Here is a 16,413-nt window from a genome sequence, read left to right as displayed (position 1 = left end):
AAGATAGCATCCCGATGTCGGCTTGCCAGCGGGGCGGCCGCCGGCATCGGCGGCGGCGCGCGGCCGCTAGAATGGCGTCCTCTCTCCTTCGCGCAGGCACCGCCGCCATGACCACCCTGGGAACCCCGCTGTCCGCTTCCGCCACCCGCGTGCTGCTGCTGGGCTCGGGCGAACTGGGCAAGGAAGTGGCGATCGAACTGCAGCGCTTCGGCGTGGAGGTGATCGCCGCCGACCGCTACGCCGATGCGCCGGCGATGCAGGTGGCGCACCGTTCGCACGTGCTGGACATGCTCGATGCGATGGCGCTGCGCGAGCTGATCGCACGCGAGCAGCCGCACCTGATCGTGCCGGAGATCGAGGCCATCCACACCGAGACCCTGGTGGCGCTGGAACGCGAGCACGGCCAGCGGGTGATCCCGACCGCGCGCGCGGCACGGCTGACCATGGACCGCGAGGGCATCCGCCGCCTGGCCGCCGAGACGCTGGGCCTGCCGACCTCGCCGTACCGCTTCGTCGATACGCCGCAGGAGTACCGCGCCGCGATCGCCGCGGTCGGCCTGCCGTGCGTGGTCAAGCCGGTGATGTCGTCCTCGGGCAAGGGCCAGAGCACGCTGCGCAGCGAAGCGGACATCGACCCGGCCTGGGAATACGCGCAGACCGGCGGCCGCGCCGGCGCCGGCCGCTGCATCGTCGAAGGCTTCATCGACTTCGACTACGAGATCACCCTGCTGACCGTGCGCCATGCCGCCGGCACCTCGTTCTGCGATCCGATCGGGCATTGGCAGAAGGACGGCGACTACCGCGAGAGCTGGCAGCCGCAGCCGATGTCGGCGCTGGCGCTGCAGCGGGCGCAGGACATCGCGCGCGCGGTCACCGACGACCTCGGCGGCTGGGGCCTGTTCGGCGTGGAACTGTTCGTCAAGGGCGATGAGGTGTGGTTCAGCGAAGTGTCGCCGCGGCCGCACGACACCGGCCTGGTCACCCTGGTCTCGCAGGAGCTGAGCGAGTTCGCGCTGCATGCGCGCGCGATCCTGGGCCTGCCGATCCCGGTGATCCGCCAGAGCGGGCCGTCGGCCTCGTGCGCGCTGCTGGCGCACGGCGAAGGCGTGCCGCTGTTCGGCAACGTCGCCGCCGCGCTGCAGGCCGCGGACACCGCGCTGCGCCTGTTCGGCAAGCCCAGCGTGCACGGCCACCGCCGCGTCGGCGTGACCCTGGCGCGCGGCGCCAGCATCGACGAAGCGCGGCACACCGCCCGCGACGCCGCCGCGGCCCTGACCATCGAACTGAAGGCCTGACGGCACGGAAAAGGGACGCGCTCGTCACGCCGTTCCCAATCCCCAATCCCCAATCCCGAATCCCCAATCCCGGCCACTCCTCAACCCGGCGGCGCGAACCGCGCCGCCGCCAGGCGGATGCTCCATACCAGTTCCACCATCGCCAGGTTGTTGAGCAGCGCCTCGCCGCCGAGGATCAGCCAGTAGCCGGCGCCGTCCACCCAGAACGGCACGAACGACCAGTCCGCCAGCAACAGCTGCGGCTCGCTGTAGAACGACACGTAGCGCTGCGCGCCGCTCCAGCCGCGTGCGCCCTGGCGCTGGGCGAAGCCGGAAAAATCGGCCGCGGCCACGCTCAGCGTGTCGGCCTCGTCCTGGCTCAGCCCGGCCTGGCCCAGGCAGAAGCCGCCGTCGGAGGCGAGCACCGCGCGGCGTTCGGCCGACAGCGGCGCGATCACGTGCTGGGCGAAATCGTCCAGGCGGATCTCCGGGCCGGGCACCGGCCGCCGCAGCAGCTGGATCCACTGCCGCTCGCGCGCTTCGTGCAGCAGGCGCTGCACGTCGCCGTCCACGCGCATGCGCCATTCCTGCAGCGACAGCGCGCCGTGCGCGCTCAGCAGCAATTGCAGCGCGCGCTGCATGCGGTCCGGTGCGGCGCTGGCGAAGCCGTGCAGCACGCCGTGCGGCGTCGGCATCAGCCAGATGGGTTCTTGCTCGTTCATGGCCGATGGCTTGCGATGGGGAAGGGAAGGGTGGCGGCGCTGCGGCCGCCGAGCAGGTCGCGCTGCTGCAGCCAGCGCGCGGCGCGGTCCCAGCGGTCGTCCAGCGCCAGCGCATGGCGGCGCAGGTCGCGGCTGGCGAGCATGAAGGCGAGCTTGTCCTGGCAGCTGATGCAGTAGTCCAGGAATTCGCGTTCGGTGCGGGCGGCGGCCAGCGGTTCGCCGTCGCACAGCGCATCCACCACTTCGCGCGCCAGCCGCCGCGAATGGTCCGGATTGGCCCGGCGCATGCGCGCCGGCACGTCGGCCGACGGCCGCGCCAGCACGCTCCAGCGCGTGGCCAGCGCGGTGATCGGCAGCAGCGCATGGCCCTGGCTGTGGCGCAGGAACGCTGCGGCGACGTGCGGCGGCAGGCGCTGCTCGGCCATCTGCAACGCGGCGTGGCGCAGCGCGCTGTCGTGCCGCGGCAAGCCGACGAACAGGTCGGCGAGCACGCCTTGCACCGGTTCGTCGTCGGCCAGCTGCAATGCCGCATGCAGCCGCGCCAGGTGCGCGCCCGGGTCGTGCGGATCGCGCAGCAGCGCACGCGCATGGGTGCGCATCACCAGGCGGGCCGGATCTGGAGCAGGGCGGTGGGCCATGGCGGTGCGCTCAGTCCAGCAAGGTGTCGATCAGGTCGATCATGAATTGCGCCTGTTCCATGTCCATCGCCTCGAAGCCGTGCGGCAGTCCCAGCGCATCGAGCACGGCCTGGTCGTCGCGGTGCGCGGCATCGCCCAGCGCCAGCAGCGCCGCGCGCAACGCGGGCAGCTGCGCGGCGATGCGCGGGTGCGCCAGCAGCACGTGGCCGATGTCGCACAGCGCGCTCTGCACCAGCGGCCGCAGCCGCTCCCGGGTCAGCCGCGACAGGCCGTGGTAGGCGTCGGCCAGGAACAGGCCGGCATCGGCCTCGCCCTCCAGCAGCAGCCGCGCCACCGCGGCGTAGCTGCTGGCCGGGCGCCAGGCGATGCGCTCCGGATCCAGGTCGGCCGGCTCCAGCAGGCGCAGCGCGATCAGGCGCACGTCGTGGTTGTCGGTCAGCGCGATGCGGCAGCCGTAGGCCAGGTCTTCCACGCAGCGCGCCGGCGCGTCCGCGGCGGTGGCGATCACCACCTCGTCGGCGCGATCGCGCGGGCGCGCCAGCGGCAGGTAGCCGCGGGTGCGGATCAGGCCGCTGGCGTCGAACGGGCTGGCGTACACCAGGTCGACCGTGCGGGCGTCCAGCAGCTGTTTCTGCTCGGCGGCGTCGGCCGGCATCAGCAGGTGCAGGCCGACGCCGGCGCGGCGTTGCAGCACGGTGCTGAGCAGGTACCAGCCGCAGAAGTTCTCCGGCGCGAAGTCCGGCGCGACCAGGAAGTCCAGGCTCATGCCGGCGTCCCCGCGCGTTCGTCCTGCAGCCACTGCGCGTACAGCGGCTGCAGCGCGTCGATGCGCCGCCGCGAGGGCTTGCGCCGCACCGAAGTGAAGCCGACCACCTTGCCGTCGCGCACGTTCGGCAGCGCGGTGGCGTAGACCCAGTAGCAGGCGCCGTCGCGGCGCAGGTTCTTGACGTAGCCATGCCATTTCTCGCCGCCCAGCACCGTGTCCCACAGCTCGGCGAACGCGCGCCGCGGCATGTCCGGATGGCGCAGGATGCAGTGCGGCGCGCCGATCAGTGTCGCCCGCGGCCAGCCGCTGAGTTCGACGAAGGCGTCGTTGGCGTGGGTGATGACGCCGTCCAGGTCGGTGCGCGAGACGATCAGGCGCCCGTCGGGGTAGGCCACTTCGCGTTCGCTCCAGTACACCAGGCGGCGGCTGCCGTCGTGGTAGCGCAGCTCGGCGCTGCGGTGCGGTTCGTGCGGCGGATCCATCGGCGGCAGCGGCATGGCGGCGGCCCTAGAGGATCTGCTGCAGCGCCTGGGCGGCGCGCTTGATGTCCAGGAACACCAGGCCGAGCTTGGCGCTGGGCTTGGCCAGCACGGTCAGCACCGCTTCGCGCCCGGCCGCGCTCATGATCACGTAGCCCAGTTCGCCCTGGATCAGCACCCGCTCCAGCGGCCCGCGCGCCAGTTCGCGCGCGCTGCGCTCGCCCAGCGCCAGCAGCGCGGCGGACATCGCGCCGACGCGGTCCTCGTCCATGCCCTGCGGCATCGCCGAGGCGATCATCAGCCCATCCAGGGAGATCAGCGCCGAGGCCTCGATGTCGGCGGTGGCGCCGTTGAGGCCTTCCAGCGCCTGTTGCAGCTGTTGCGTTCGCATGCTCGCTATCCGGTGACGCATCCCGACGGGGTGCGGGATGCATTGGATAGCGTTTGCGCGCACTTGCCCTTGATCTGGATCAAGGCCGGGGTGCGGCGACCCCCAACGTCTGGATCAGCTCAGCCGCCGGCCGCCCGCCGGCGCCACCCATCCCTAATCCCGACTCCCCACTTCCGGCTCCAACGCCACATCCACCCACACCAGGTGATGGTCGCTGCCGTCGGCGATCGCCGCCGCCGGTGCGCTGGAAGCCGGCCAGAACACGGCGCTGTCCAGGTAGCGGAAGGTGTTGGAGGGCAGCACGTAGTCCAGCCGCATGGTGCCGGCCTTCGGCCCGAAATCGCCGGTGACCTGCTCGGGCGGGCCGCGATGGACGATGCCCTGCGCGGCGTAGGCGCGGGTGGTTTCCGCGCCGCCGGCGCCGAGCGGGGTCGGGTAGCGCAGCACACGGCGATGGTCGATCAGGGCACGGATGGCGTCGTGGCGGCCGTCGCCGTCGATCGGATCGTTGTTGAGGTCGCCCAGGATCACGAAGCGCGCATCGGCGGCCAGGCCGCCGCAACGGCCGGCGTCGTCGCACAGCCACTGCGCCGCGCCGCCGGTATCGTCGAGATACTCGCGCCACAGCCGCAGTTCGTCGTGGTTGCGCGCCAGGTTGCGCTTCTCGGGGCCGTCGAACACCGGTGGGGTAGGATGCGCGACCAGCGCGTGGACCACGCCCAGCGGCGTGCGCACCGGCACGTCCCAATGCGACTTCGACGACAGCCGCAGTTGCGCCCACACCGCGTCGCTGTGGAACGGGCGGCCGCTGGCCGGATCGATCGGGCGCAGCGCGCCGGGCATCGCGCTCCACTTGAGCAGGCGGAAGCTGCGCACCGCCTTGGCGTCGATCGGGTATTTGGACAGCAGCAGCATGCCGTACTGGCCCGGGTGCAGGCCGTAGCCCCAGGCATCGTTGCCGAGCGCGCGGCCGTTGCCGCCGACGCTGCCGTCGTTGTCCAGGTCCAGGCCGCTGGGCACGCCGGTGTTCACTTCCGCCAGATAGCGGTACGGGTAGCGCAACGCGGCGCCGCCGAGCGGCTGCGGCACTTCCAGGTAGCGCTGCTGGAACAGGTCGGCGGCGCGGTGCGCGTCGTCGTAGTCGAATTCGTTCAGCAGCACCAGGTCCGGGCGCACCTGCTGCAGCACCGCGGCGATCTTGCGCGCCTGCGCGCTGTCGCCTTGCAGCGCGGCGATCAGGCCGCCGGCCTCGTCCGAGTTCAGCGAGGTGTTGTAGGTGGCCAGGCGCAGCGGCGCGGCGCTGGCCGCGGCGGGCGTGGCCGCGCTCGGGACGGGGTCGGTGTGCGTGCAGGCGCCGCACAGCAGGGTCAGGGCAAGCAACAGGAGGCGTGGGTTCATGCGCGCAGTTTCGCATGCGCCGCATGTCCGGACGATGGCGCCGCGGCCGCCGCCGTGCAGGCGCTGCATGGCGGTGCGGCGCCGTGCTTGATTGTCGGCGCCGCAGCGCGGCGCGAGCGCAGCGCGTGGTTCCGGCAGGCTGTCGCAGGCTCAGCCGCCGAGGCGGCCGATGTAGTCGTCGAACGCGCGCCAGATGCGTCCGTCGTAGGCCTGCAACGGCGCGAAGCGGCGCTTGTAGTCCATCTTCTGGTGGCCGCGGATCCAGTAGCCCAGGTACAGGTGGCTCAGGCCTTCGCGCCTGGCCCATGCGATCTGCTGCAGGATCGCCAGCGTGCCCAGGCCGCGCGCGGCCGCCTCGGGATCGTAGAAGGTGTAGACCGCCGACAGCGCCTGCTCGGCGATGTCGGTCACCGCCACGCCCAGCAGCGGGCCGCGTTGTCCGTCGGCGGTCTTCTGCCGCATCTCCAGGAAGCGCCCGTGCGACCAGCGGCCGATCAGGAACTGGTCGAATTCGTGCGCGCCGTGTTCGTCCATGCCGCCGCCGGGGTGGCGCATGCGCAGGTAGCGCTGGTACAGCGCCAGCTGCTCGTCGTTGCGTTCGGCGGCGACGATGCGCGTGTCGATGTCGGCATTGCGCGCCAGGCAGCGGCGCTGGCTGCGGTCGGGCACGAACTCGGCGACCGGGATGCGCACCGCCACGCAGGCGCGGCAGTGGTCGCAATGCGGCCGGTAGACCAGGTCGCCGGAGCGGCGGAAACCCCAGCTCAGCGCCAGCGGATACAGCGCGCCCAGGCGCGGGTCGTGCGGGTCCAGCACCAGGTCGCGCGCCTGCCGTTCGGGCCAATAGCCGCACGCATGCTGGCCGGTCTGGAACAGCCGCAGGTCGTCGCTGGCGTCGGTGTGGATGGCCATGCCCCGAGCATAGCGCTTCGCGGTCGCAGCGGCCGCGACTGTCCGCCGCATGAATGCGCCCCGGCGCCGGTCAACCGTGCCTGCGCCAGGGCGTTGACTGCAGTGAAGGCGCCGATGCGCCGGCCCGCCTGGCGGTCCGACGTGTCAGCGCTGGTGACTGCCGCACGCGCTTGCCGCGCCGGCAGGTTCCTTCCTTTCCCTCAGGGAGTTTTCCATGAATTACCGCAACCCGCTGCTCGCCCTGGCCATGCTCGCCGTGCTGTCCGGCGGCGCCTATGCCGCCAACCCGCCGCCGTCGGATCCCGCCGCGCCGGCCGATGGCGGCGGCTTCGCCAAGCTGGACAAGAACGGCGACGGCGTCGTCGACCGCAGCGAGGCCGCGGCCAACCCGCGCCTGGCCGAGCACTTCGACGCGCTGGACAAGAACCACGACGGCAAGCTGACCCCCGACGAGTTCCCGCGCCATGGCCGTCATGGCGAACGCGGCGAGCGCGGCGGACGCGGCGACCATCGCGCGCTGCTGGCCAAGCTGGACACCAACAAGGACGGCCGCATCAGCCGCGACGAGGCCAAGGCCGATCCGAAGTTCGCCGAGCGCTTCGCGGAGATGGACGTGAACAAGGACGGCTTCGTCGATCGCGCCGACTTCGAACTGCGTGCCAAGCAGCATCGCGACGCCTGGTTCGCCAAGGCCGACACCAACAAGGACGGCATGCTCAGCCGCGCCGAGTTCGACGCCGCGCAGTCCATGTGGATGCACAAGCCCGGCCAGAAGCCCGGTCAGAAGCAGGGCCCGAAGCCGGCACCGGCCGCACCCGACGCGAACTGACGGTTACACCCCGCAACACGCAACAAGGCGCCGCTCGACACCCGCCCCTGCGCAGCGATGCGCAGGGGCGTTTTTGTGTGTGGACAGCGGCGGCATCGGATGGCTCATGCTGCGGATATCGGCCGCGGCAAACGCGCTTGTCCACATCCAGGCCGCATTGCCGATCGGTGTTGAAAAAACCTCCTGCCCCGACCAGCCAAGCGCCGAGCTTCCCCTGTAGGAGCGGTTTCAACCGCGACAGGCACAAGCCGGAGACAGTGAACGTCGACAGCCTGCACGGCCGACGCCCCGTGCCAGGCAGCGAGAGAGGTGCCGACCGCTCAGTTGCCGCGCGGCGCCGGTTGCTGCTGCGTCGGTTGCACCCGCACCCGCACTTCGTCGCTGTCCTGTGCCGGTCGCGCCGCGGGTGCGGCAACTGGTGCCGTAACCGGTGCAGCCGGCGGCGCAGCCTGGTTGCCGCGATGGCGCAGCACCGTCACCAGCGCCACCGCGCCGATCGCCAGCAGCAGCGCGACGCGGATCCGCCACGCCCAGCGCTTGCCGGTGTCCGGCACCGCCTGCGAGCGGAACTCGCTCAGGTACGGCAGTGTCTGCGCCGGGTCGTTGCGGGTGCTGTCGATCAGGCCCGATTCGCGCAGCAGGGCGCGCGCGCGCGGCTGGTCGTCGGCATGCACCACCCACACCGTCGGCTGCGCCTGCGCCGCGGCCGGCTCGATGTAGCTGAACTGGCCGCTGCGCCGGCTGCGGTAGGAGCGGCCGTTGCTCAGCCGCACCTCGATGCCTTGCTCGCGCAGCAGCTTGGCCACGCCCTCGGCGGTTTCCACGCGCTGACTGCTGAAGATCTGCCGCATCGTCGTCGCCTCAGTGCTTGGCCGGGACCTGCGCCGCGGCGCCGGCGTCGGGCACCACGCGGATCAGGCCTTCCTGCGCGGTGCTGGCGACCAGCACCCCGTCGCGGGTGAAGAACTGGCCGCGCGCCAGGCCGCGCGAACCCTGCGCGCTGGGACTGTCCAGCGAGTACAGCAGCCAGTCGTCGGCGCGGAACGGGCGGTGGAACCACAGCGCGTGGTCGAGCGAGGCCATCTGCACGTTCGGCGTGTAGTAGCTGATGCCGTGCGGGAAGGTCGCGGTGCCCAGCAGGTGGAAATCCGAGGCGTAGGCCAGCAGCGCCTGGTGCAGTTCCGGCGCGTCGCCGACCGGCTCGCTCAGGCGCAGCCACATCTGCTGGAACGGCGGGCGCTTGGGCGGGTTCAGTTCGTCGCGCGGGTACACGTGGCGGAATTCGAACGGGCCGCCGCGCGAAAGCCAGCGCTGTACCTTGGTCGGCAGCGTCGCCAGCACGTCCGGGCGCGCCGCCAGGGTCGGCTCGATGTCCTCCGGCTGCGGCACTTCCGGCATCTTCAGCTGGTGGGTCGCGCCGTCTTCCTGCTCCTGGAACGAGGCGGCGCAGAAGAAGATCACCTTGCCGTGCTGGACCGCGGTGACCCGGCGCACCGAGAAGCTGCCGCCGTCGCGGGTGCGGTCCACGTCGTAGACGATGGGGTGGTCGATGTCGCCGGCGCGCAGGAAATAGGCGTGCAGCGAATGCACGCGGCGCCCGTTCTCCACCGTCGCCTGCGCCGCCGACAGCGCCTGGCCCAGCACCTGCCCGCCGAACACGTACTTGGTGCCGATGTCGCGGCTCTGGCCGCGGAACAGGTTGTCCTCCAGCCGTTCCAGCGACAGCAGTTCGATCAGTTCGGAGACGACGGGGGCGGGCGGCTTGGCGGACAAGAGGCGGGGCCTGGGCGAGGACTGGCCGCGATTATACCGGGCGGCCCGTGTCGGCCCGCGCGCTCAGCGCTTGCCCAGCCGCGCCACCAGCGCGTGCAGCGCGGCCTGGGTGTCCGGCGCCTGCCAGCCGTCGACGAAGCGCTCGAGCTGGATCAGGTCGTCGGCCAGCGCGGCGCGCAGGTCGGCGCGGGCGATCGCGCGGGTCTGCAGCATCGGCTGCCGCGGCCGCTGCAACAGGTCCTGCAGCCAGGCCACCGCGCGTGCGACCACCAGTTCGGCGTCGGCCAGTTCGTCGACCAGGCCGATCTCCAGCGCGCGCTCGGCGCTGACCAGTTCGCCGGCGACCAGCAAGCGCTCGGCGCGGTGCGCGCCGACCACGCGCCGCAGCAGGCGCTGGATGCCTTCCGGCGCGACCAGGCCGACCTGGGTCTCGTTGAGGCCGATGGTGACCGGGTGCGCCGGCTCCGGACTGCGCGCCAGCACCCGGTAGTCGCAGCACAGCGCCAGCACGCAGCCGCCGGCCGGCGCATGCCCGGTCAGCGCCGCCACCACCGGGATCGCGCTGTCGGCCAGCGCGCGCGCCGCGCCGAAGAAGGCCTGCCAGCTGTGCAGCAGCTTGGCGCGGTCGTTGCCGTGCCCGAGCAGGTGCGGCACGTCCATGCCGGCGGAGAAGATGCGCTCGCTGCCGGACAGCACCAGCGCGTGCACCGCGTCGGCCTGCGCCTGCGCGATGGCCGCGGCCAGGTCGCCGCACAGGGCGGTGTCGAGCGCGTTGACCGGCGGGCGCGCCAGGCGCAGCTGGCGGATGGGGCCGTGGTCGAGAACCTGGATCAGCGAGGTCATGCGGAGTTTCCGTCAGGCGGCGCGGTGCGGGACGGCTATCATAGGGCCATGAAGCTCAAACCATCCGCATGCGTACGGGGGCTGGCCATCGGGCTGGCGTGTCTGGCCACGTTGGCACCGGGGGCCGCCTTCGCAGCGCCGGCGGCGGCCAAGGCTGATCGTTGCCTGCCGCAATGGCAGGCCGGCTGGGTACGGCTGCCGCCGAACGCGGCGATGCCGATGGCCGCCGGTTTCGGCCGCCTGCACAACCCGTGCAAGCAGGCGCTGGCGGTGGTGTCGGCGCGCAGCGCGGCGTTCGCCGACGTGAGCCTGCACCAGACCACGCAGGTGGACGGGGTCAGCAAGATGCGCGAGATCGAGCGCCTGCCGCTGGCGGCCGGCGCCGACGCGGTGCTGCAGCCCGGCGGCCTGCACCTGATGCTGATGCAGCCGGCGCAGCCGCTGCGCGAGGGCGCCAGCCTGCCGATCAGCTTCGTGCTGGAGGATGGGCGCGAAGTGCAGGGCGAGTTGAAGGTGAGCGCGGGAAAGCCATAGCGATTAGGTTGCCGTGCAGTGGCGCAATCGCCGCTGCAGCCGGTGGGTTCGGCGCGTCGCGACTGAAGTCGCTCCTGCAAGAGGCTGGGATTGGGGATTGGGGATTCGGAAAAGCGGATCCTGCGCGGGATTGGGGTCGGCCAATCCCCAATCCCGAATCCCCAATCCCGGCTTCTCAATCAGCTGCAGGCCGCGCGGATCTCGTCCGGCAGCGGCGCGCTCTTGCCGGTCTGCGTGTCGATCCACACCACCACCACGTTGCCGTCGGAGTGCAGCACGCTGTCGTCCTTCTGGTCGACGATGCGATGGCCGACGGTGATGCTGCTGCTGCCCATGCGCTCGACGAACAGTTCCACCACGATGTCGTTCGGCCACACGATCGGGCGCCGGTAGTTGACGTTGGTCGCCGCCACCACCGGGGCGATGCGGTTGCGCATCGAGAAGCCTTCCACCTGCAGCAGCCAGCGCACGCGCGCCTCTTCCAGGTAGGAAATGTACTTGGCGTTGTTGACGTGGCCCATGCTGTCCATGTCGCGCCAGCGCACGCTGATCGGCACGCGCGCCAGCGGCTTGTGCGAGGTGGAGGAGGAATCGGCGGGGGATGCGCTCATCGTGCGGCCTTCTTGGTCGTGGTCTTCTTGGCCGCCTTCTTGGCGACCTTCTCGGGTTTGCTCTTGCGCGGCGGCAGCGCGTCGGGCTTGTTGGCCATCGCCGCCGGCTTGGTCGGCTTGGCCACGGTGCCGGCGGGCAGCAGCTTGGCCAGGAACTGGCCGGTGTAGGAATCCGGATGCGCGGCGATGTCCTCCGGGGTGCCGGTGGCGAGGATGGTGCCGCCGCGATGGCCGCCCTCCGGCCCCAGGTCCACCACCCAGTCCGCGGTCTTGATCACGTCCAGGTTGTGCTCGATCACGACCACGGTGTTGCCTTCGTCGCGCAGCTTGTGCAGCACGCCCAGCAGCGCCTCGATGTCGTGGAAGTGCAGGCCGGTGGTCGGCTCGTCGAGGATGTACAGGGTGCGGCCGGTGTCGCGCCGCGACAGTTCCTTGGACAGCTTCACGCGTTGCGCTTCGCCGCCGGACAGGGTGGTCGCGCTCTGCCCCAGCTTGATGTAGCTCAGGCCCACGTCGACCAGCGTCTCCAGCTTGCGCGCGATGGTCGGCACCGGCTCGAACAGCTTCAGCGCATCCTCGACGGTCATCTGCAGCACGTCGTTGATGTTGAAGCCCTTGTACAGGATCTCCAGCGTCTCGCGGTTGTAGCGCTTGCCGTGGCACACGTCGCAGGGCACGTACACGTCGGGCAGGAAGTGCATCTCGACCTTGATCAGGCCGTCGCCCTGGCAGGCCTCGCAGCGGCCGCCGCGCACGTTGAAGCTGAAACGGCCCGGCGAATAGCCGCGCGCCCGCGATTCGGGCACCTGCGCGAACAGCTCGCGCAGCGGCGTGAACAGGCCGGTGTAGGTGGCCGGGTTGGAGCGCGGGGTGCGGCCGATCGGCGACTGGTCGATGTCCACCACCTTGTCGAACAGGTCCAGGTGCTCGATCTCGCGGTACGGCGCCACCGCATGCGAGGCGCCGTTGATCTCGTTGGCGGCCAGGGTGAACAAGGTGTCGTTGATCAGCGTCGACTTGCCCGAGCCGGACACGCCGGTGACGCAGGTCAGCAGCCCGGCCGGGATGTCCAGGTCCACGCCCTTGAGGTTGTTGCCGGTGGCCCCGCGCAGGTGCAGGGTCATCTTCGGGTTGGCCTTGTGCCGCTTGGCCGGGATCTCGATGCGGCGCTTGCCCGACAGGTACTGGCCGGTCAGCGAACGCGGCGCCTTCAGCAGGTCCTGCACCGTGCCCTGGCCGACGATCTCGCCGCCGTGCACGCCGGCGCCGGGACCGATGTCCAGCACGTAGTCGGCCAGGCGGATCGCGTCCTCGTCGTGCTCGACCACGATCACCGTGTTGCCCAGGTCGCGCAGCCGGGTGAGGGTGCCGAGCAGGCGCTCGTTGTCGCGCTGGTGCAGGCCGATCGACGGCTCGTCGAGCACGTACATCACCCCGACCAGGCCGGCGCCGATCTGGCTGGCCAGGCGGATGCGCTGCGCCTCGCCGCCGGACAGGGTGTCGGCCTTGCGCTCGAGGGTGAGGTAATCCAGGCCGACATCGACCAGGAAGCCGAGCCGCTCGGCAATTTCCTTGACGATCTTGCTGGCGATCTCGCCGCGCCAGCCGGGCAGGTCGAGCTGGCGGAAGAAGCGCAGCGCATCGTCGATCGGCAGCACCACCAGGTCCGGCAGCGGGCGGTCGGCGACGAACACGTTGCGCGCGGCCTTGTTCAGGCGCGCGCCCTTGCAGTCCGGGCACGGCCGCTCGCTGATGTACTTGGCCAGTTCCTCGCGCACCGCCGGCGATTCGGTCTCGCGGTAGCGGCGCTCCAGGTTGGGGATGATGCCTTCGAAGCGGTGCTTGCGCTGGGTGCGGCCGCCGGCATCGGTGAAGTAGGTGAAGGTGATGGTCTCGTCGCCGCTGCCGTACAGCACCGCCTGGCGCACGCTCGCCGGCAGCGACTGCCACGGCGCGTCCACGTCGAACTTGTAGTGCTTGGCCAGCGAGGCGATCAGCTGGAAGTAGTAGGCGTTGCGCCGGTCCCAGCCGCGCACCGCGCCGGCCGACAGCGACAGCTCCGGATGCACCACCACGCGCTCGGGGTCGAAGAACTCGGCCACGCCCAGGCCGTCGCAGCTCGGGCAGGCGCCCATCGGCGCGTTGAACGAGAACAGGCGCGGTTCCAGCTCCGGCAGCGAGTAGTCGCAGACCGGGCAGCTGTACTTGGAGGAGAACAGCTGCGGCGCGGCGTCGGCGGCGTCCAGGCTCTGCACCGAGACCATGCCGTCGCCGAGCTTCAGCGCGGTCTCCAGGCTCTCGGCCAGGCGCTGCTTGATGTCCTCGCGCGGGCGGAAGCGGTCGATCACCGCCTCGATGGTGTGCTTCTGGCGCAGCGCCAGCGCCGGCACCGCGTCGATCTCGTACAGCTCGCCGTCCACGCGCACGCGCACGAAGCCCTGCGCGCGCAGCTGCTCGAACACCTGCGCGTGCTCGCCCTTGCGGTCGCGGATCACCGGCGCCAGCAGCATGTAGCGCTGCTCCGGGTCCAGGGTCAGGATCTGGTCGACCATCTGGCTGACCGTCTGCGCCTCCAGCGGATAGCCGTGGTCGGGGCAGCGCGGCTGGCCGACGCGCGCGTACAGCAGGCGCAGGTAGTCGTAGATCTCGGTGATGGTGCCGACCGTGGAGCGCGGATTGTGCGAGGTCGACTTCTGCTCGATCGCGATCGCCGGCGACAGGCCTTCGATGTGGTCGATGTCGGGCTTTTCCATCACGCTGAGGAACTGCCGCGCGTACGCCGACAGCGACTCCACGTAGCGGCGCTGGCCTTCGGCGTAGATGGTGTCGAACGCCAGCGACGACTTGCCCGAGCCGGACAGGCCGGTGATCACGATCAGCTTGTCGCGCGGCAGGTCGAGGTCGAGGTTCTTGAGGTTGTGCGTCCGCGCGCCGCGGATGCGGATGAAATCCATCGCCATGAGGGGTCCGTGTTGTGCCGGCCGGGCGACAGCCCGGGGCCAGCGTGGGGGCGGAGAGGGGACGGCAATCGATCAGCGTACCCAGCTTGTCAGGTGGGGGCAATTGCCGGATTTGCCAGGATCGCCGGGGCGCCGCGGCTGGCCGGTTCAGGCAATCGCGGCCGCGTGCCGGGGCCGCATCCGCGCCGGGCTGGGGACTTGACCCTAACCCGCTGAAGCCATTACAATTCCGCTCCTGTCTGCCCGAAGAGGCACGGCAGGGGCGACCACAATAACTACAGAGGAAGTCTGGTCATGTACGCAGTACTGGTAACCGGCGGTAAGCAATACCGCGTCGCGCAGGGCGAAACGCTCCGCGTGGAAAAGCTCGAAGTCGAGGCCGGCAACGAGATCAAGTTCGACAATATCCTGATGCTGGGCGACAGCGACGGCATCAAGCTCGGTGACGCGCTGAAGGGCGCCACCGTCACCGCGAAGGTCGTGGCCCATGGCCGCGCCGACAAGGTGCGCATCATCAAGTTCCGCCGCCGCAAGCACCACATGAAGCGTCAGGGTCACCGGCAGCATTACACCGAAATCGAGATCACCGGCATTGCCGGTGGCGACAAGAAGTAAGGAGCAGCAGTCATGGCACACAAAAAAGGCGTAGGTTCCTCGCGCAACGGCCGCGACTCCAACCCGAAATACCTGGGCGTGAAGATGTTCGGCGGCCAGGCGATCGAGGCCGGCAACATCATCGTGCGTCAGCGCGGCACCCAGTTCCACCCGGGTACCGGCGTCGGCCTGGGCCGCGACCACACCCTGTTCGCGCTGGTCGACGGCAAGGTCGAGTTCTCGGTGAAGGGCGCCAAGAAGCGTCGCACCGTGAGCGTGGTCGCCGAAGCGGCCAGCGCCGAGGCGTAAGCGTTTCGCCTCCAGGGCCCGCGCCACGGCGCGGGCTTGCTGACGAAAGCCCCGCTTCGGCGGGGTTTTTCGTTGGAGGGCCGGGATGGCGGGATTGGGGATTGGGGATTCGCAACGGCGGATCGCTTCAAGTCCTTGCCGTCACCTCGGTTTATCGGGGCCGCTAAACTGCGGTGGCCGGTGTTTTTCCAATCCCGAATCCCGAATCGCGAATCCCAAATTATGAAGTTGGTAGACGAAGCAGAAATCCAGGTCGGCGCCGGCAATGGCGGCAACGGCTGCATCGGCTTCCGCCGCGAGAAGTTCATCCCGCTCGGTGGGCCGGACGGCGGCGACGGCGGCAACGGCGGCAGCGTGTGGCTGGTCGCCGACGAGAACCTCAACACCCTGGTCGATTTCCGCCACCAGCGTTCGTTCCGCGCGCAGCGCGGCGAGAACGGCATGGGCCGGCAGATGTACGGCAAGGCCGGCGAAGACCTGGTCATCACCGTGCCGGTCGGCACCGTGGTGATCAATGTCGATACCGACGAGACCATCGGCGACCTGGTCGCGCATGGCGATCGCCTGCTGGTCGCGCAGGGCGGCAAGGGCGGCCTGGGCAACATGCATTTCAAGAGCTCGGTGACGCGCGCGCCGCGCAAGGCGACGCCGGGCGAAGAGGGCGAGGAGCGCACGCTGAAGCTGGAGCTGAAGCTGCTCGCCGACGTCGGCCTGCTCGGTTTCCCCAATGCCGGCAAGAGCACCTTCATCCGCGCCGTGTCCGCGGCCACGCCGAAGGTCGCCGACTATCCGTTCACCACGCTGTATCCGAACCTGGGCGTGGTCAGCGTCGAGGCCTACCGCAGCTTCGTGATCGCCGACATCCCCGGCCTGATCGAGGGCGCGGCCGACGGCGCCGGCCTGGGCGCGCAGTTCCTGCGCCACCTGCAGCGCACGCGTCTGCTGCTGCACCTGGTGGATCTGGCGCCGATGGAAGGCGGGGTGGACGGCGTGTCGCCGACCGAGCAGGTGCGGGCGATCGAGCGCGAGCTGGAGAAGCACGACCCGGAACTGCTGGCCAAGCCGCGCTGGCTGGTGCTGAACAAGGCCGACCTGATGTTCGAGGACGAGGCGCGCGCGTTGGCCGAGCAGGTCGTCGCCGATCTCGGCTGGACCCAGCCGTGGTACCTGGTCTCGGCGCTGGGCCGCGACGGCACCTGGCCGATCATGAAGGACGTGATGGCGTTCTTCGACCGCCAGCGCGAGGATGCGCTGGAAGCGGCCGCCAATGCTCCCGCCGCCGATGCGCTCTGAGCACGGCGGCCGGCCCGGCGCGCGGTTGTCGCGAGCGGATCGCACGCACACGAAAAACCCGGCCGAGGCCGGGCTTTTTCGTAGTGC

18 protein-coding genes are annotated in these 16,413 nt (G+C 70.6%); 6 read left to right on the top strand and 12 right to left on the bottom strand.

From position 1 onward, the window contains the following. The first annotated feature begins 107 nt into the window (after nt 1–107). Nucleotides 108–1,295 (top strand): formate-dependent phosphoribosylglycinamide formyltransferase, encoded by a 1,188-nt coding sequence (gene purT / locus AB3X10_RS16260; protein WP_369976345.1) that lies wholly within the window; start codon nt 108–110, stop codon nt 1,293–1,295. Nucleotides 1,296–1,375: 80 nt separating this feature from the next. On the opposite strand, the gene AB3X10_RS16255 is transcribed toward purT, so the two are convergent. From AB3X10_RS16255 to AB3X10_RS16225, 7 genes are all read right to left on the bottom strand, one after another. Next, nucleotides 1,376–1,996: a hypothetical protein gene (locus AB3X10_RS16255; RefSeq protein ID WP_369976343.1), complete on the bottom strand. Its 621-nt coding sequence runs from the start codon at nt 1,994–1,996 to the stop codon at nt 1,376–1,378. Continuing rightward, a complete protein-coding gene (locus tag AB3X10_RS16250) occupies nt 1,993–2,634 on the bottom strand; it encodes a hypothetical protein (RefSeq protein ID WP_369976341.1) in 642 nt (213 codons plus the stop codon). Before AB3X10_RS16250 ends, AB3X10_RS16255 begins: the two co-directional genes overlap by 4 nt. 10 nt (nt 2,635–2,644) lie before the next feature. Continuing rightward, nucleotides 2,645–3,400, bottom strand: a complete 756-nt coding sequence (locus AB3X10_RS16245; protein WP_369976339.1) for a PhnD/SsuA/transferrin family substrate-binding protein — start codon at nt 3,398–3,400, stop codon at nt 2,645–2,647. Further along, a complete protein-coding gene (locus AB3X10_RS16240) occupies nt 3,397–3,897 on the bottom strand; it encodes a PAS domain-containing protein (RefSeq protein WP_369976338.1) in 501 nt (166 codons plus the stop codon). The genes AB3X10_RS16245 and AB3X10_RS16240 overlap by 4 nt, the downstream gene beginning before the upstream one ends. A gap of 10 nt (nt 3,898–3,907) precedes the next feature. After that, nucleotides 3,908–4,291, bottom strand: a complete 384-nt coding sequence (locus AB3X10_RS16235; protein WP_206229898.1) for a roadblock/LC7 domain-containing protein — start codon at nt 4,289–4,291, stop codon at nt 3,908–3,910. 132 nt (nt 4,292–4,423) lie between these two features. Continuing rightward, nucleotides 4,424–5,737 carry an endonuclease/exonuclease/phosphatase family protein gene (locus AB3X10_RS16230; RefSeq protein ID WP_369976336.1) on the bottom strand — a complete coding sequence of 438 codons (1,314 nt, stop codon included), beginning with the start codon at nt 5,735–5,737 and terminating at the stop codon, nt 4,424–4,426. 81 nt (nt 5,738–5,818) lie between these two features. After that, complete coding sequence (locus AB3X10_RS16225; RefSeq protein WP_369976335.1) at nt 5,819–6,631, bottom strand: arginyltransferase; 813 nt, start codon at nt 6,629–6,631, stop codon at nt 5,819–5,821. A gap of 163 nt (nt 6,632–6,794) precedes the next feature. Between AB3X10_RS16225 and AB3X10_RS16220 the strand changes: the two genes are divergently transcribed. Further along, a complete protein-coding gene (locus AB3X10_RS16220; RefSeq protein ID WP_369976333.1) occupies nt 6,795–7,409 on the top strand; it encodes an EF-hand domain-containing protein in 615 nt (204 codons plus the stop codon). Between the two features lie 320 nt (nt 7,410–7,729). On the opposite strand, the gene AB3X10_RS16215 is transcribed toward AB3X10_RS16220, so the two are convergent. The 3 genes from AB3X10_RS16215 to AB3X10_RS16205 all read right to left on the bottom strand — a co-directional run bounded on the left by AB3X10_RS16215 (nt 7,730) and on the right by AB3X10_RS16205 (nt 10,025). Further along, the gene (locus tag AB3X10_RS16215) at nt 7,730–8,260 is read right to left on the bottom strand and encodes a putative signal transducing protein (protein ID WP_369976331.1); all 531 of its coding nucleotides are present in this window, start codon (nt 8,258–8,260) and stop codon (nt 7,730–7,732) included. Nucleotides 8,261–8,270: 10 nt separating this feature from the next. Continuing rightward, nucleotides 8,271–9,182: an acyl-CoA thioesterase II gene (tesB, locus tag AB3X10_RS16210; RefSeq protein WP_369976329.1), complete on the bottom strand. Its 912-nt coding sequence runs from the start codon at nt 9,180–9,182 to the stop codon at nt 8,271–8,273. Nucleotides 9,183–9,245: 63 nt separating this feature from the next. Continuing rightward, nucleotides 9,246–10,025 carry an enoyl-CoA hydratase/isomerase family protein gene (locus tag AB3X10_RS16205; protein WP_369976327.1) on the bottom strand — a complete coding sequence of 260 codons (780 nt, stop codon included), beginning with the start codon at nt 10,023–10,025 and terminating at the stop codon, nt 9,246–9,248. Between the two features lie 48 nt (nt 10,026–10,073). Between AB3X10_RS16205 and AB3X10_RS16200 the strand changes: the two genes are divergently transcribed. Continuing rightward, nucleotides 10,074–10,559 carry a copper chaperone PCu(A)C gene (locus AB3X10_RS16200; protein WP_369976326.1) on the top strand — a complete coding sequence of 162 codons (486 nt, stop codon included), beginning with the start codon at nt 10,074–10,076 and terminating at the stop codon, nt 10,557–10,559. Nucleotides 10,560–10,738: 179 nt separating this feature from the next. On the opposite strand, the gene AB3X10_RS16195 is transcribed toward AB3X10_RS16200, so the two are convergent. Continuing rightward, nucleotides 10,739–11,170: an acyl-CoA thioesterase gene (locus AB3X10_RS16195; RefSeq protein ID WP_369976324.1), complete on the bottom strand. Its 432-nt coding sequence runs from the start codon at nt 11,168–11,170 to the stop codon at nt 10,739–10,741. After that, nucleotides 11,167–14,130: an excinuclease ABC subunit UvrA gene (gene uvrA / locus AB3X10_RS16190; RefSeq protein WP_369976323.1), complete on the bottom strand. Its 2,964-nt coding sequence runs from the start codon at nt 14,128–14,130 to the stop codon at nt 11,167–11,169. Before uvrA ends, AB3X10_RS16195 begins: the two co-directional genes overlap by 4 nt. Before the next feature lie 294 nt (nt 14,131–14,424). Between uvrA and rplU the strand changes: the two genes are divergently transcribed. From rplU to cgtA, 3 genes are all read left to right on the top strand, one after another. Next, a complete protein-coding gene (gene rplU / locus AB3X10_RS16185) occupies nt 14,425–14,745 on the top strand; it encodes a 50S ribosomal protein L21 (protein WP_145701260.1) in 321 nt (106 codons plus the stop codon). Between the two features lie 12 nt (nt 14,746–14,757). Continuing rightward, nucleotides 14,758–15,033, top strand: coding sequence for a 50S ribosomal protein L27 (gene rpmA, locus AB3X10_RS16180; RefSeq protein WP_369976321.1), 276 nt, complete (start codon nt 14,758–14,760; stop codon nt 15,031–15,033). A gap of 222 nt (nt 15,034–15,255) precedes the next feature. Then, a complete protein-coding gene (gene cgtA, locus AB3X10_RS16175; RefSeq protein WP_369976319.1) occupies nt 15,256–16,326 on the top strand; it encodes an Obg family GTPase CgtA in 1,071 nt (356 codons plus the stop codon). Nucleotides 16,327–16,413 lie beyond the last annotated feature (87 nt).

The sequence above is a fragment of the Xanthomonas sp. DAR 80977 genome (assembly GCF_041240605.1).
GTDB lineage: Bacteria > Pseudomonadota > Gammaproteobacteria > Xanthomonadales > Xanthomonadaceae > Xanthomonas_A > Xanthomonas_A bundabergensis.
Note: the sequence above shows the minus strand (reverse complement) of the source record. Positions and strands in the feature narration are given on the sequence as shown.

Excerpts from the sequence above, each read along its gene's own strand:
- AB3X10_RS16220 (WP_369976333.1), top strand. The coding sequence starts at position 6,795 with ATGAATTACCGCAACCCGCTGCTCGCCCTGGCCATGCTCGCCGTGCTG.
- AB3X10_RS16205 (WP_369976327.1), bottom strand. The coding sequence starts at position 10,025 with ATGACCTCGCTGATCCAGGTTCTCGACCACGGCCCCATCCGCCAGCTG.
- AB3X10_RS16245 (WP_369976339.1), bottom strand. The coding sequence starts at position 3,400 with ATGAGCCTGGACTTCCTGGTCGCGCCGGACTTCGCGCCGGAGAACTTC.
- AB3X10_RS16215 (WP_369976331.1), bottom strand. The coding sequence starts at position 8,260 with ATGCGGCAGATCTTCAGCAGTCAGCGCGTGGAAACCGCCGAGGGCGTG.
- AB3X10_RS16250 (WP_369976341.1), bottom strand. The coding sequence starts at position 2,634 with ATGGCCCACCGCCCTGCTCCAGATCCGGCCCGCCTGGTGATGCGCACC.
- AB3X10_RS16230 (WP_369976336.1), bottom strand. The coding sequence starts at position 5,737 with ATGCAGCGCCTGCACGGCGGCGGCCGCGGCGCCATCGTCCGGACATGC.
- rpmA (WP_369976321.1), top strand. The coding sequence starts at position 14,758 with ATGGCACACAAAAAAGGCGTAGGTTCCTCGCGCAACGGCCGCGACTCC.
- AB3X10_RS16200 (WP_369976326.1), top strand. The coding sequence starts at position 10,074 with ATGAAGCTCAAACCATCCGCATGCGTACGGGGGCTGGCCATCGGGCTG.
- AB3X10_RS16240 (WP_369976338.1), bottom strand. The coding sequence starts at position 3,897 with ATGCCGCTGCCGCCGATGGATCCGCCGCACGAACCGCACCGCAGCGCC.
- AB3X10_RS16195 (WP_369976324.1), bottom strand. The coding sequence starts at position 11,170 with ATGAGCGCATCCCCCGCCGATTCCTCCTCCACCTCGCACAAGCCGCTG.
- uvrA (WP_369976323.1), bottom strand. The coding sequence starts at position 14,130 with ATGGCGATGGATTTCATCCGCATCCGCGGCGCGCGGACGCACAACCTC.
- rplU (WP_145701260.1), top strand. The coding sequence starts at position 14,425 with ATGTACGCAGTACTGGTAACCGGCGGTAAGCAATACCGCGTCGCGCAG.
- AB3X10_RS16235 (WP_206229898.1), bottom strand. The coding sequence starts at position 4,291 with ATGCGTCACCGGATAGCGAGCATGCGAACGCAACAGCTGCAACAGGCG.
- cgtA (WP_369976319.1), top strand. The coding sequence starts at position 15,256 with ATGAAGTTGGTAGACGAAGCAGAAATCCAGGTCGGCGCCGGCAATGGC.
- AB3X10_RS16255 (WP_369976343.1), bottom strand. The coding sequence starts at position 1,996 with ATGAACGAGCAAGAACCCATCTGGCTGATGCCGACGCCGCACGGCGTG.
- AB3X10_RS16225 (WP_369976335.1), bottom strand. The coding sequence starts at position 6,631 with ATGCGGCGGACAGTCGCGGCCGCTGCGACCGCGAAGCGCTATGCTCGG.
- purT (WP_369976345.1), top strand. The coding sequence starts at position 108 with ATGACCACCCTGGGAACCCCGCTGTCCGCTTCCGCCACCCGCGTGCTG.